The sequence below is a fragment of the Salinibacterium hongtaonis genome, assembly GCF_003065485.1.
Classification (GTDB): Bacteria; Actinomycetota; Actinomycetes; order Actinomycetales; family Microbacteriaceae; genus Homoserinimonas; species Homoserinimonas hongtaonis.
This window is the reverse complement of sequence record NZ_CP026951.1, coordinates 1,360,514-1,373,405: the sequence shown is the minus strand read 5'-3', so window position 1 is coordinate 1,373,405 and position 12,892 is coordinate 1,360,514. Positions and strand designations below refer to the sequence as shown.

Genomic DNA, 12,892 nt, shown 5'->3' with positions numbered 1-12,892 from the left:
CACAATGTCGACCACCGATGCCTCAGCCGTAGTCGCCCGAGCCAAGTTCAGCTCCGACGGTCTGCTGCCGGCCATCATTCAGCAGCATGACACCCTCGAAGTGCTCATGATGGGCTGGATGGACGCCGAGGCGCTGCGGAGAACCCTTACGGAGGGTCGCGTCACGTTCTGGTCGCGCTCTCGCCAGGAGTACTGGCGCAAGGGCGATACCTCGGGCAACGTTCAGTACGTGCGAGGGGCCGCTCTCGATTGCGACGCCGACACGCTGCTGGTGACCGTAGATCAGGTTGGGGCAGCCTGTCACACTGGGGCTCGCCGCTGCTTTGACGTCGACCCCCTCGACCCCGCCATTGGACATCCAGACGATGAATGATTCAACGACCCGCGAGCATTTTGACTCGCTTATCGCCGACCACAGGGTAATCCCGGTCATCCGTGAGCTCTTCGCCGACGGAGAGACCCCCGTGGGCATATACCGCAAGCTGGCGGATGGACGCCCCGGGTCCTTTCTGCTGGAATCGGCGGAACAGGGCGGCATCTGGTCGCGCTTTTCGTTCATTGGCATCGGGTCGTTCGGGGTTCTCACGAGCGATGGGGGTCACGCGCGTTGGATTGACTACGGGCTTTCGGCCGACCGCGCTCTCGGCGAGACATGGCCATCTGGGCCTCTCGACGCGGTCGACCACCTTCATCGTCGCTGGGCCACCCCCAAGGTTGCCGGGCATCCGCCGCTGACCGGGGGCCTTGTCGGGTTCATTGGTTGGGAGGCCGTGCGCCAGATCGAGCGCCTGCCCGATGCGCCGCCAGCCGATTACGCCATTCCCGGCCAGGCGCTCACCTTCGTCTCGGAGCTCGCGGTAATGGATCACCGAACAGGCTCAGTGCTGCTTGTCGCGGCGGCCCTGAACGATGGTGTCGATACCGCGGATGCTCTCTGGCACGACGCACAGGGCCGTCTTGATGCGCTGCAGAAGAAGCTGGCCCAGCCCTCAGAGGCGTGGCTCGCCGAGGTCGACCTGTCGATCGCACCCGAGCCCACTCCGCGCATCCAGCCAGAAGATTTCTTCGCCGCCGTCGAGAAGTCAAAAAAGTTCATCCGCGATGGGGATGTTTTCCAAGTCGTTATCTCGCAGCGCTTCGACCATGACGCCATCGCGGAACCTATCGACGTCTATCGGGTTCTGCGCACGCTGAACCCCAGCCCGTACATGTATCTCCTGGCTCTCGCCGGAGTCGATGGTGAGCCATATTGGGTTGTCGGATCGTCCCCCGAGGCGCTCGTGAAGGTCGAAGACGGCCGCGTGTTCAGCCATCCCATCGCCGGATCGCGTCCGCGAGGTGCCACTCCCGAGGCCGATACGACCCTCGCCGACGATCTGCTGGGAGATCCCAAGGAGCGCGCGGAGCACCTGATGCTCGTCGACCTCGCTCGCAACGATCTTCAGAAGGTGTGCGACCCCGGGTCAGTCGAGGTCACGGAGTTCATGCAGGTCGAGCGCTACAGCCACATCATGCATTTGGTGTCGAGCGTTGAGGGCAACCTTCGCGCCGGTGTTTCGCCGCTCGAGGTATTCCGCGCAACGTTCCCGGCTGGCACGCTCTCGGGGGCGCCCAAGCCGCGGGCTCTCGAGATCATCGACGAACTCGAAGTTGCCCAGCGCGGCCTTTATGGCGGCGTTGTCGGCTATTTCGGGCTCGGCGGCGATGTCGACCTGGCCATCGCCATCCGCACCACCACGATCTCTCAGGGCGTTGCGAGGGTGCAGGCAGGGGCGGGACTCGTCGCCGATTCAGACCCAGCCTCGGAGCATCAGGAAGCCAGAAACAAAGCTGCCGCTCCGCTTCGGGCGGTTGCCGTCGCAAACGCGATGAAACGCATTCCTAATGGTTGATCTGCGGTGGGCTAAGCCCCTTGCTCTTCTCCTGACTCTCGCGGGCGCCGCAGCGGGGCTCGGCAGTTGGGCGCTCGTGTGGTTCACGATCGACCTCGTGCCGGGAGCAGCACTGGCAGATTCGATCGAGGTTATGGGGGAGACCGCAGCGCCAGCGCTTGCCGCTCTCAGTCTTGCGGCGCTCGCACTCACGGCTGCGCTCGCAATTGCCAAGACGGTTCTCCGCGTGATTCTGGCGGTGATCGAGATCGCAATCGGCATCGCAATGGGCGTCTCGGCGGTGGCCGCGCTTGTCGACCCTCTGGCTGCATCCCTTCCCGCCATTGCAACGGCAACGGGCTTGGAGGGGCACGCCGCGGGCCTCTTGGCTCAGAGTCTGACCGTCACGCCGTGGCCGTATCTCGCGCTCGGCGGTGCGCTCATTGTCGTCGCTGCTGGAGTGCTCGTCGCGCTCACAGCGCGGCGGTGGCCAGGCGCGTCGCAGCGCTTTGACGCAACTCCACCAGCCTCACCCCAGAGCGGTTCGTCCACACCACACGGCACACCTGTCTCTGACTGGGACAGCCTGAGCGCGGGCGACGACCCAACCGGCACCACAGACGCACGATAGAGTGTTTTCCATCAGTACCTCAGAAGGAGTTTCAGTGAGCGACGAATACGCAGACCCCGGCCATGGACATTCGCCGGCAGCATGGACCGCGGTGATCATCATGCTCATCGCGTTCACGGCAGGCACGGTCGCATTCTGGTTCGACCAGCCCATCTTGGTTGTGGCATCAGCTGGCCTCCTCGTCGTCGGCGCGATCGTCGGATGGATCATGGCCCGCGCTGGCTATGGCGCTGGCGGATCGCGCTCCACGCCCAAGGACCACTGACCCGCAGTGCTTGACGATCTCCTCGCCGGGGCCATCGCCGACGCCGCCGAGCGACGCGTTCTGCGACCTCTGGCTGCAGTCGAGGCTGATGCGCTGAATCAGCGCCCGGCAATCGATGCGCTAGAAGCTCTAGCCCCCGCTGATCGGGTCAGGATTATCGCCGAGGTCAAGCGCGCGAGTCCGTCGCGCGGGGCCATGGCCGACATTCCCGACCCTGCTGCCCTCGCTGTCTCCTATGAACACGGCGGTGCCAGCGCAATCAGCGTGTTGACGGAGGGCCGCCGATTTGGTGGTTCGCTCGAAGACCTCGTGGCGGTTCGTTCTGCGGTCTCGATTCCCGTGCTGCGCAAAGATTTCATCGGAGAGCCTTACCAGGTCTTCGAAGCGCGGGCTGCGGGAGCTGACCTTGTGCTCTTGATCGTGGCTGCTCTGGAACAGGAACGTTTGCAGTCGTTGTACACGCTCATCAGGCAGCTCGGAATGACGGCCTTGGTCGAAACGCACAGTTCCGACGAGGTCGCTCGCGCTCTCGATATCGGCGCTGGCCTGGTCGGCGTTAATGCGCGCAACCTCAGCACGTTCGAATTGGACCAGAACCTATTCGGGAGCCTTGCAGATCAGATTCCTTCGGGCGTCATCCGCGTTGCTGAGTCCGCCGTCAAGACCTCGGACGACGTGGCGCACTATCGCGCTGCCGGTGCCGACGTAGTCCTTGTCGGTGAGGCGCTGGTCACTCAGGGTGATCCCATGCGCACACTGCAGGAATTTCTGGCTTAGCCGCCGAACGATCGGAACATCTCTTATGGCACTTCGTGACGAGTCAGGCCCGTACTTCGGCGAGTACGGGGGACGGTATATGCCCGAGGCCCTTGTGGCCGCGATCGACGAGATCACCGCAGCGTGGCAACAGTCGCGCACGGACCCTGATTTTCAGGCCGAGCTTGCCGAGTTGCACCGCACCTACACGGGGCGGCCCTCGATCATCACCGAGGTGCCGCGTTTTGCCGAGCACGCGGGGGGCGCGCGCATCATTCTCAAGCGCGAAGATCTCAACCACACGGGGTCCCACAAGATCAACAATGTGCTTGGCCAGGCCCTACTTACCAAGCGATTGGGCAAGACTCGCGTTATTGCTGAGACGGGTGCCGGTCAGCATGGGGTCGCGACGGCTACTGCCGCTGCGCTGTTCGGGCTTGAGTGCACCGTCTACATGGGCGAGGTCGACACGCAGCGTCAGGCTCTGAACGTCGCGCGGATGCGTCTGCTCGGCGCCGAGGTCGTTTCGGTGACGACGGGCTCGCGAACGCTCAAGGACGCGATCAACGAGGCCTATCGCGAATGGGTTACCTCGGTCGAGACCACCAACTATGTTTTCGGAACCGCTGCTGGGCCGCACCCCTTCCCTGCGATGGTCCGCGATTTTCAGAAGATCATCGGCGAGGAGGCTCGCGAGCAGGTCTTAGCTCTCACCGGCAAGCTTCCCGATGTCGTCACCGCTTGCGTCGGTGGCGGATCGAACGCCATCGGCATCTTCCACGCCTTTCTCGATGACCCCAGCGTGCGCTTGGTCGGCATTGAGGCAGCGGGCGACGGAGTCGACACCGAGCGACACGCTGCATCGATCGAACGCGGGCGGCCCGGCATCCTTCATGGCGCCAGGAGCTACCTCCTCCAGGACGATGATGGTCAAACGATCGAATCCCACTCGATCTCGGCCGGTCTTGACTACCCCGGCGTTGGGCCTGAACATGCCTGGCTCGCCGACCTCGGTCGCGCCGAGTATCAGCCAGCGACTGACACCGAGGCAATGGAAGCCCTTCGGCTCCTCAGCCGCACCGAGGGCATCATCCCCGCCATCGAATCCGCACACGCTCTCGCGGGTGCACTGCGCCTCGGGCGCGAGCTCGGCCCGGAGGCCACGATTCTCGTGAACCTCAGCGGTCGTGGCGATAAGGACGTTGCTACCGCTGGCCGTTGGTTCGATCTTTTTGATGAGGGAGCACGCCAGGAATGACCACGACATCTATCCCGACGGTGTCGGCGGCTATTTCAACGCGACGAGATGCCGGGTCCGGCGCTCTCATCGGTTACCTGCCTGTAGGCTTCCCCGACCTGCAGACGAGCATCGACGCCGCCGTTGCCCTTGCCGAAAACGGCGTGGATGTTCTCGAGTTGGGAGTGCCATACTCCGACCCCGTCATGGATGGCCTCGTCATCCAAAAGGCGACGCAGCAGGCGCTCGAGCAGGGCTTTCGCCTCCGCGATGTCTTCACAGCCGTTGAGGCAATCCGCTCGCGAGTAGATATTCCTGTCCTCGTGATGACCTATTGGAACCCTGTCGTGCAGTACGGCGTCGACCGCTTCGCGGACGACCTTGTCTCCGCCGGCGGCTCGGGCCTCATCACACCAGACATCACCCCCGATTCGGCCGCAGATTGGATCGCGACGAGCGATAGGACCGGTCTCGACCGAGTCTTTCTTGCCGCTCCGACATCGACCGATGCACGCCTGCGGGATACCGTCGCCGCGACCCGCGGTTTCGTCTATGCGGTGTCGACGATGGGCATTACCGGCCTCCGCGTTGACCTGGATGCCGCAGCCCGCACCCTGGTGGCGCGTCTGACAGACGCCGGTTCCACTACGACATGCGTTGGCATCGGCATCTCCACTCCGGACCAGGTCAATCAAGTGCTGCACTACGCCGACGGGGCCATTGTCGGTTCGGTGCTCGTTAAATCTTTGGCAGAAGACGGCATCGCCGGTCTCGTTCGCACCGCGAGCGCACTCGCGCGCGGCACTAGTCTGGTCTAACTCCTCCCAGGGCAGAACGTGAGTCTTCTCGCCCTGAGCCTCAACGAAAGGTGAACCCGAGAGTGTTCGTCCCATCAAGTATTCCCAGCCCGGACGACAGCTGGCGGGTCTTCAACTTCGGCGAGTGGATTCGCAGCCTTGGTCTCGAGTGGTTCTCGCTCGATATCTCAATCCACGCCTACGCCCTTTGCATCCTCGTCGGCATCTTTTTCGCTGGCTGGCTCACTAACCGCCGATTGACGGCGCGCGGCGCAGAGCCCTGGATCGTCATCGACATCTGTCTCTTCGCAGTGCCCCTCGGCATCGTCGGCGCCCGCATCTTTCACGTGCTCACGCATCCTGACGACTATTTCGCGGCCGGAGCCAACCCGTGGGCGGTGCTCTACGTCTGGGAAGGCGGTATCGCCATCTTCGGCGCGCTCCTGGGCGGTGCTGTCGGCGCGCTCATTGGCTGCCGCCTCACGGGAATCAAGTTCTGGACTTTTGCGGATGCGCTGGCCCCTGGTCTGCTTCTCGCCCAGGCCTTCGGGCGGTTCGGCAACTGGTTCAACCAGGAACTCTTCGGCCTGCCCACCAATCTGCCCTGGGGCCTCGAGATTTCCCCCGACAACCCGGCCTTCCCTCCCGGGCTGCCTGCCGACACGCTCTTCCACCCCACATTCCTCTACGAAGTGCTGTGGAACCTCGCCGGTGTCGCGGTCTTGCTCCTCGTCGAGCGCAGAATTCACCGCAACGCGACTACCGGCCGCTTCACCCAGGGAGAATTCCGACTCCAGTGGGGTCGCCTCTTCGGGTTGTACCTGGTCTGGTACGGCGCTGGACGCATTGTGTGGGAGTCGATCCGCATCGATCCGAGCGAGATCTTCTGGGGCATCAGAACGAACGTCTGGGCCGCTATCGCCGCTGTCGTTCTCGGACTCATCATCATCGTTGTGCGGGGACGCATGCATCCTGGCCTCGAAACGAGTCCATACGCCGATGGTCGCACGTGGGTGCCCGCTGGTGAGGTACACTCTGACCACACGTTTTCGGATGATGACAGCGACTACAAGGTCGTAGGCGCGTCCACCGATGATTCCGAGACGGGTCACATAGAGCAGTCCGCCACAAGCGGCTCCAGTAATTCACCCCAGAACCCGTAGCAACCCAAGCACGGGTGCAGGGGTTCACCCGGGCCAGCGCCGTCCCAGTACTTTGTTCGAGGACGGTCCTGCATGTCGCATCCCAATCCCTTCACCCGGTTCAGTAGCGTTCCCGCTGCGTCCGGATTGTACGATCCCACTCAGGAGCGCGACGCGTGTGGCCTGGCGATGGTGGCAACGCTCCGGGGAACACCCGGGCACGACATCATCGAGACTGCACTAGAGGCACTACGCAATCTGGAACACCGCGGGGCTATCGGCTCTGACGCCGGCACCGGCGACGGCGCGGGAATCATCACGCAGATCCCGGATGCTTTCTTTCGTGCCGTCGCAGGCTTCCCGCTTCCGCCGATGGGGAGTTATGCCGTCGGCATGGCGTTCTTGCCCGAATCCGCTTCGGAGCGCGAGGCGGAGAAGCGCGGCATTGAGGCGTTGGCTGCCGAGGAGGGCCTCGAGGTCCTCGGCTGGCGCACTGTGCCGGTCTCACCAGACAATCTCGGCAACCTTGCCCGCCAAGCGATGCCGGCGTTCGAGCAGCTGTTTGTCGCGGCGCATGCAACAGCCGACGAGAAGCGTCTTTCGGGCGTTGAGCTCGACCGGGTCACATTCCGGCTGCGCAAGCGGGCCGAACGTACGCTCGGTTCTTACTTCCCCTCGCTCAGCAGCCGCACCCTCGTCTACAAGGGCATGGTCACGACGCTCCAGCTTGAGCCGTTCTACCCCGATCTCTCCGACGAGCGCTTCACCTCGCGTCTTGCTCTCGTGCACTCGCGGTACTCAACGAACACGTTCCCTTCGTGGCCCCTCGCTCAGCCCTTCCGCATGATCGCGCACAACGGCGAGATCAACACAGTGCAGGGCAACCGCAACTGGATGCGGGCTCGCCAATCTCAGCTCTCGTCCGAGTTGTTGGGCGACCTTGCTCCCCTCATGCCCATCGTCAGCCCCGGCGCAAGCGACTCGGCATCGTTTGATGAGGTCGTTGAGCTCCTGAGCCTCTCGGGGCGTTCGCTCCCTCACGCCATGATGATGATGGTCCCCGAGGCGTACGAGAACCAGGTCGACATCGACCCCGATCTTCGGGCTTTCTACGAGTACCACTCGATGCTCATGGAGCCGTGGGATGGACCAGCCGCCCTCGTGTTTACCGACGGGAGTATGGTCGGCGCAACACTCGACCGCAACGGGCTCCGTCCCGGCCGGTTCCTCATCACCGACGACGGGCTCGTTGTGCTCGCGAGCGAAATCGGTGTTCTCGACATCGAGCCAAGCCGCGTCGTTCGCAAGGGACGTCTTCGCCCCGGCAAGATGTTCCTCGTCGACACCGCTGAGGGTCGGCTTATCGAGGATGACGAGATCAAGAGTGAACTTGCCGCGGCCAAGCCGTGGCAAGAGTGGCTCGACGCTGGTCGCATCAATCTCAAGGACCTTCCCGAGCGCGAGCACATCGTGCACACCCCGGCATCGGTAACCCGCCGCCTGCGTACCTTCGGATACACAGAAGAAGAGGTTCGAATCCTGGTCAGGCCCATGGCGGAGAACGGCGCAGAGCCGATCGGCGCGATGGGTTCCGACACCCCGATCGCAGTGTTGTCGGAGCGCCCACGCCTGCTATTTGACTACTTCACTCAGCAGTTCGCCCAGGTGACGAACCCGCCTCTGGATTCGATCCGCGAAGAGGTCGTTACCTCCCTGCGCGGCGGCCTCGGCCCCGAGCGCAACCTTCTGGATGCGACTCCGGAGCACGCGTACCAGGTCGCCCTCGACTTTCCCGTCATCGACAACGATGAGCTGGCCAAGATTCAGCACATCGACTCGACCCCGGGCAATCGAACGACCACGACCATCCGCGGCCTGTATCGCTTCGACGAGGGCAAAGACGCGCTTCGCAACCGCCTCGCGGCAATCTGCGCAGAGGTGGACGACGCGCTGGAGCGCGGGGCAAAGTTCATCGTGCTCTCCGACCGTGACTCGAACAAAGATCTCGCGCCGATTCCATCGCTGCTGTTGCTTTCGACGGTTCACCATCACCTCATCCGCGCTGAGAACCGGCTCAAGGTCGGCCTCATCGTCGAAGCGGGCGATGTCCGCGAAGTTCACCATGTAGCCCTTCTCGTGGGGTACGGCGCCTCGGCAATCAACCCGTACCTGGTAATGGAGACGGCCGAGGAGCTTGTTCGCAGCGGGGCCATTACCGGGATGACAGCCGAGAAGGCCGTCAAGAACGTGATCAAGGCGCTCGGCAAGGGCGTGCTCAAGATCATGTCCAAGATGGGCATCTCCGTCGTTGGTTCCTATATCGGCGCTCAGGCGTTCGAAGCTGTCGGCCTCGCCCAGGACTTCGTCGCCGAATACTTCACGGGAACGACGACCAAGCTCGGCGGCATCGGTCTTGAAGCTGTTGCCGCAGAGAATCTGGCCCGCCACTACTCGGCCTACCCCGAGGAGGGTACGTCGCGGGCGCACGAGCGTCTGTCGACGGGCGGCGAGTACCAGTGGCGCAGGGAGGGCCCGCCCCACCTGTTCAACCCGGACACGATCTTCCGCCTGCAGCACTCAACGCGCACTCGCCGCTACGACATCTTCCGCGAATACACCAAGCTCGTGGATGACCAGACGGCCAATCTCATGACCCTGCGTGGTCTGTTCGCCCTCAAAACCGGTTCGCGACCCGCAGTACCGATCGACGAGGTCGAGTCGGTGGCAGACATCGTCAAGCGCTTCAACACGGGCGCGATGAGCTACGGCTCGATCAGCCAGGAGGCGCACGAGACCCTGGCGATCGCCATGAACCGTCTTGGCGGAAGAAGCAACACGGGTGAGGGCGGCGAGGATGTCGAGCGGCTGCTCGACCCCGAGCGCCGCAGCGCCATCAAGCAGGTTGCGTCCGGCCGATTCGGCGTTACCAGCATGTATCTCACTCATGCGACCGACATTCAGATCAAGATGGCGCAGGGCGCTAAGCCGGGAGAGGGCGGGCAGCTTCCCGCTGGCAAGGTCTATCCCTGGATCGCGCGCACCCGTCACGGCACCGCGGGCGTCGGCCTTATTTCGCCGCCGCCACACCACGACATCTACTCGATCGAAGACCTCAAGCAACTGATTTTCGATGTCAAGCGCGCTAACCCGTCCGCCCGCGTTCACGTCAAGCTCGTGAGCCAGAACGGGATCGGCGCGGTTGCGGCCGGAGTCTCGAAGGCGTTGGCCGATGTCGTGCTGGTGTCGGGGCATGACGGCGGCACGGGCGCGAGCCCGCTTAACTCCCTGAAGCACGCAGGAACGCCTTGGGAGCTGGGTCTCGCCGAAACTCAGCAGACCCTCATGCTCAATGGCATGCGCGATCGTGTCGTCGTGCAGGTCGATGGCCAGCTCAAGACCGGCCGCGACGTTATCGTTGCCGCTCTGCTGGGAGCCGAGGAGTTTGGCTTTGCCACGGCCCCTCTCGTTGTTTCAGGGTGCATCATGATGCGCGTGTGCCACCTCGACACGTGCCCCGTCGGTGTCGCGACCCAGAACCCCGAGCTGCGTGAGCGGTTCACGGGCAAGGCGGAGTACGTCGTCAACTTCTTCGAGTTCATTGCGCAGGAGATCCGCGAGTACCTTTCGGAGCTCGGCTTCCGCACCCTTGAGGAGGCAATCGGCCACCGCGAGCTTCTCGACATGGATCGCGCAGTCTCCCACTGGAAGGCCGATGGCCTCGACCTGAGCCCGATCCTTGTCGGACCGGACTTTGGCCCGGATGAGCCGCTAACGAACCGAGTCGGACAGGACCACGAACTCGACAAGCACTTCGATGTCGAACTCATCCGCCTGGCTCAGGCGGCCATTGATGGGGGAGAGCCGGTTTCGGTCGACCTTCCCATCCGCAATACGGAGCGTGCGGTCGGCACGATGCTGGGTCACCACGTGACCCTTCGCCACGGTGCGCAGGGATTGCCGGAGAACTCGATCACGGTGAACCTGCGCGGTTCGGCAGGACAGTCGCTTGGCGCCTTCCTCCCGTCGGGAATCACGATCAGGCTTGAGGGCGACACCAACGACTACGTGGGCAAGGGTCTGTCGGGCGGCAGCATCGTCGTCCGGCCAGACCGTGAGAGCGTCTTCCCCGCTGAGTTGAACGTGATTGCCGGCAACGTCATCGGTTACGGCGCAACGCAGGGCAGCATGTTTATCCGCGGACGAGTCGGCGAGCGGTTCCTGGTGCGCAACTCCGGAGCGATCGGCGTGGTCGAGGGCGTTGGTGACCACGCGCTCGAGTACATGACCGGCGGACTCGCCGTCATCCTCGGCTCCACGGGGCGCAACCTCGGAGCGGGAATGTCGGGCGGAACCGCCTACGTTTACGACCTGCGGGCCGAGCGAGTCAACCGTGAGTCACTCGCGACAGGAGAACTGGAACTGCAGCCTCTGGGTAGCGGTGATGTGGTTATTCTGACCGACATGCTGGAGCGTCACCGCGACGAAACCGGCTCACCGGTTGCCGCACGGATGCTCGCCAACATCGACGAGACCGTCGAACGCTTCGTCAAGGTGATGCCGCGGGACTACGCCGCCGTCATCGCTACCCGCGAAGCCGCAATCATTGAAGGACTTGACCCCGATGGCGACGTCGTCTGGGAGCGCATCATGGAGGTTACCGGTGGCTGATCCCAAGGGATTCTTGAAGACCCGCGAGAGGGAGCTTCCTGCTCGTCGTCCCGTTGCTCTCCGTCTCATGGACTGGAAAGAGGTCTACGAGCAGGGTGACGCGGCAACGCTCCGGCGACAGGCCGGGCGTTGCATGGACTGTGGGGTGCCGTTCTGCCATCAGGGTTGCCCGCTAGGCAACCTCATTCCCGAGTGGAATGACCTGATGCGCAGAGGAGAGGGCCGACAGGCCATCGAACGTCTGCACGCAACCAACAACTTTCCCGAGTTCACGGGAAAGCTCTGTCCCGCTCCCTGCGAAAGCTCGTGCGTGCTCGGCATCAACCAGCCACCCGTCACGATCAAGCAGGTCGAGGTATCGATCATCGACCAGGCGTGGGCCAACGACTGGGTCGAGCCCCACCCGCCCGAGCGCCTGACCGGCAAGACCGTTGCCGTTGTTGGGTCGGGCCCGGCCGGGCTCGCGGCCGCACAGCAGCTGACCCGCGCTGGGCACACCGTTGCCGTCTTTGAGCGCGACGACCGCATCGGTGGCCTCCTTCGCTACGGCATCCCCGACTTCAAAATGGAGAAGAAGGTTCTCGACTCCCGCCTCAAGCAGATGCAGGCGGAGGGAACTCGATTCCGCGCCGGTGTCAACATCGGCGACGACATCTCGTGGAGCGATCTACGCGCCCGCTACGACGCCGTAATCGTCGCTACAGGGTCGACAGTGCCGCGTGATCTCCCGATCCCGGGACGCGACCTCGCTGGCGTTCACTTTGCGATGGAGTACCTCGTGGAGCAGAACCGCGTCGTCGCTGGCGACACGGTGACCGACCAGATCACGGCCGAAGGTAAGCACGTGGTTGTTCTCGGTGGTGGTGACACGGGTGCCGACTGCATCGGAACCGCGCACCGTCAGAATGCGCTCTCCGTCACGAACCTGGCCATCGGTACGCAGCCGCCTCTTGAGAGGCCCGAGCACCAGCCCTGGCCGACGGCTCCCACACTGTTCGAGGTGCAGAGTGCCCACGAAGAGGGTGGGGAGCGCATGTACCTGGCTTCCACCGTTGAGTTCCTCTCCAATGAGGTCGGCGAAGTACGCGCTGTTCGGATTGCCGAGACGGAATACGTGGACGGTCGCCGAGTCCCCAAGTCGGGAACTGAGCGGGAGATTCCTGCCGATCTCGTGCTTCTGGCTCTGGGCTTCACCGGTCCCGAGAGCCAGGGCCTCGAATCCCAGCTGTCGCTTCCGTTTGAGCAGGGGGTTCCTGCGCGGGCGCACAACTATGAAACCGACTACTCCGGCGTGTTCGTTGCCGGCGATGCGGGCCGTGGCCAGTCGCTCATCGTCTGGGCGATTGCCGAGGGCAGAGCGGCCGCTTCTGAGGTAGACCGCTTCCTAGAGGGCGACACGCTTCTGCCGGCACCAGTGCGGCCGACGGACCGACCCATCTCGCTCTAAATCGGGACTCGTTCGGAATGCCCCAGACGCTCTAGGCTGGAAGCTTCCGGTCTTGTCCACATCGACAGAAAGCACCGC

Annotated in this window: 10 protein-coding genes; all 10 read left to right on the top strand. The window is 63.6% G+C overall.

The genetic code is table 11. The annotated features are described in order from the left end of the window. Window positions 1-4: 4 nt before the first annotated feature. The 10 genes from hisI (at window position 5) to C2138_RS06615 (ending at window position 12,814) form a co-directional block, all read left to right on the top strand. Window positions 5-373, top strand: coding sequence for a phosphoribosyl-AMP cyclohydrolase (gene hisI / locus C2138_RS06660; RefSeq protein ID WP_108516506.1), 369 nt, complete (start codon window positions 5-7; stop codon window positions 371-373). Then, the gene (locus tag C2138_RS06655) at window positions 366-1,892 is read left to right on the top strand and encodes an anthranilate synthase component I (protein ID WP_108516504.1); all 1,527 of its coding nucleotides are present in this window, start codon (window positions 366-368) and stop codon (window positions 1,890-1,892) included. Before hisI ends, C2138_RS06655 begins: the two co-directional genes overlap by 8 nt. Beyond that, complete coding sequence (locus C2138_RS06650) at window positions 1,885-2,502, top strand: Trp biosynthesis-associated membrane protein (RefSeq protein ID WP_108516503.1); 618 nt, start codon at window positions 1,885-1,887, stop codon at window positions 2,500-2,502. Before C2138_RS06655 ends, C2138_RS06650 begins: the two co-directional genes overlap by 8 nt. Before the next feature lie 34 nt (window positions 2,503-2,536). Continuing rightward, window positions 2,537-2,767 (top strand): DUF6704 family protein, encoded by a 231-nt coding sequence (locus C2138_RS06645; RefSeq protein WP_108516501.1) that lies wholly within the window; start codon window positions 2,537-2,539, stop codon window positions 2,765-2,767. 6 nt (window positions 2,768-2,773) lie between these two features. Then, the gene (gene trpC, locus C2138_RS06640; RefSeq protein ID WP_108516499.1) at window positions 2,774-3,544 is read left to right on the top strand and encodes an indole-3-glycerol phosphate synthase TrpC; all 771 of its coding nucleotides are present in this window, start codon (window positions 2,774-2,776) and stop codon (window positions 3,542-3,544) included. Between the two features lie 25 nt (window positions 3,545-3,569). Beyond that, window positions 3,570-4,781 carry a tryptophan synthase subunit beta gene (gene trpB / locus C2138_RS06635; RefSeq protein WP_108516497.1) on the top strand — a complete coding sequence of 404 codons (1,212 nt, stop codon included), beginning with the start codon at window positions 3,570-3,572 and terminating at the stop codon, window positions 4,779-4,781. Next, the gene (gene trpA / locus C2138_RS06630) at window positions 4,778-5,578 is read left to right on the top strand and encodes a tryptophan synthase subunit alpha (protein WP_108516495.1); all 801 of its coding nucleotides are present in this window, start codon (window positions 4,778-4,780) and stop codon (window positions 5,576-5,578) included. Before trpB ends, trpA begins: the two co-directional genes overlap by 4 nt. 62 nt (window positions 5,579-5,640) lie before the next feature. Continuing rightward, the gene (gene lgt / locus C2138_RS06625; RefSeq protein ID WP_108516494.1) at window positions 5,641-6,720 is read left to right on the top strand and encodes a prolipoprotein diacylglyceryl transferase; all 1,080 of its coding nucleotides are present in this window, start codon (window positions 5,641-5,643) and stop codon (window positions 6,718-6,720) included. A gap of 72 nt (window positions 6,721-6,792) precedes the next feature. Continuing rightward, window positions 6,793-11,367 carry a glutamate synthase large subunit gene (gene gltB, locus C2138_RS06620; RefSeq protein WP_108516492.1) on the top strand — a complete coding sequence of 1,525 codons (4,575 nt, stop codon included), beginning with the start codon at window positions 6,793-6,795 and terminating at the stop codon, window positions 11,365-11,367. After that, the gene (locus C2138_RS06615) at window positions 11,360-12,814 is read left to right on the top strand and encodes a glutamate synthase subunit beta (protein WP_108516490.1); all 1,455 of its coding nucleotides are present in this window, start codon (window positions 11,360-11,362) and stop codon (window positions 12,812-12,814) included. Before gltB ends, C2138_RS06615 begins: the two co-directional genes overlap by 8 nt. Window positions 12,815-12,892 lie beyond the last annotated feature (78 nt).